This window comes from Arthrobacter sp. SPT-J7, from assembly GCF_059089965.1.
Genome location: NZ_JBNHFF010000481.1, coordinates 1 through 995 on the forward strand (window position 1 = coordinate 1; position 995 = coordinate 995).

1 protein-coding gene and 1 pseudogene are annotated in these 995 nt (G+C 64.2%); both read right to left on the bottom strand.

The genetic code is table 11. The features are described 5' to 3' along the window. Positions 1 to 316, bottom strand: a pseudogene (locus AC5RWX_RS33745) (type II secretion system F family protein); the annotation flags it as partial. Between the two features lies 1 nt (position 317). After that, a partial coding sequence (locus tag AC5RWX_RS33750) for a TadA family conjugal transfer-associated ATPase (RefSeq protein WP_494100495.1) occupies positions 318 to 995 on the bottom strand: 678 nt, incomplete at its 5' end.

Consider the following 995-nt stretch of genomic DNA (forward strand, 5'->3'; position numbering starts at 1 on the left):
GTCCGGCGACGACCATGCCCATCAGCCCGCCCACGAAAGCGCCGATGATCACCAGGAGCAGGAAGTCCGCCTGGCTGAGCCGGAGTCCCGCGTTTTCGAGCGTCTCCCGGTTGAAGTAGCGGACCTTCCTTTTCTCGAGAAAATGCTCGATACCCTGGACAGCCTGCCCGGCGAAGCGAGTCAGTTGTGAATCCGACTCTGTCCGGAATGGCTGACGGCGGTCCAGGGGCAGGGCCGGGGTGCGGGGGATCATCACAACCACGCCTGCCACGGCGATGGCGGCGATGACGAAAATGATGCCAATCGTCAGGGCCACGTCAGGGCCTTCCGCTGGAGGCCAACGGGGCGCCGAACACACCGGGGGAGACGTGGATTCCCATGTCTTCAAAGCGGTCGATAAAGCGCGGCCGGATCCCGGTGGGGATGGGTGAACCGAGGAAACGGCCGTGCTGGTCCAGGCCCGCAGAGTAGTCGAACACGAAGGCATCCTGGAGGGTGACGATGTCACCCTCCATGCCCTGGACCTCGGTGACGTGCGTGATGCGGCGGGTGCCGTCGCGGAGACGGGAGATCTGGATGATCAAGTTGACGGCAGAGGCGATCTGCTCCCGGATGGCACGGAGCGGCAGGTCCATGCCGGCCATGAGCACCAGGGTTTCCAGACGCGCGACGGCGTCACGGGGGGAGTTGGAGTGCACCGTGGAAAGTGAGCCGTCGTGGCCTGTGTTCATGGCCTGAAGCATGTCCAGGGACTCTCCGCCACGGACCTCGCCCACCACGATGCGGTCGGGCCGCATACGCAGCGAGTTGCGGAGCAGTTCGCGGATGGTTACTTCGCCTTTGCCCTCGGTGTTCGGTGGCCGGCTTTCCAGACGGACCACGTGGTCCTGCTGGATCTGGAGTTCAACGGCGTCCTCGATGGTCACGATGCGTTCGTTGGCCGGAAGGAACGATGACAGAACGTTGAGCAGCGTCGTCTTACCGGTGCCGGTACC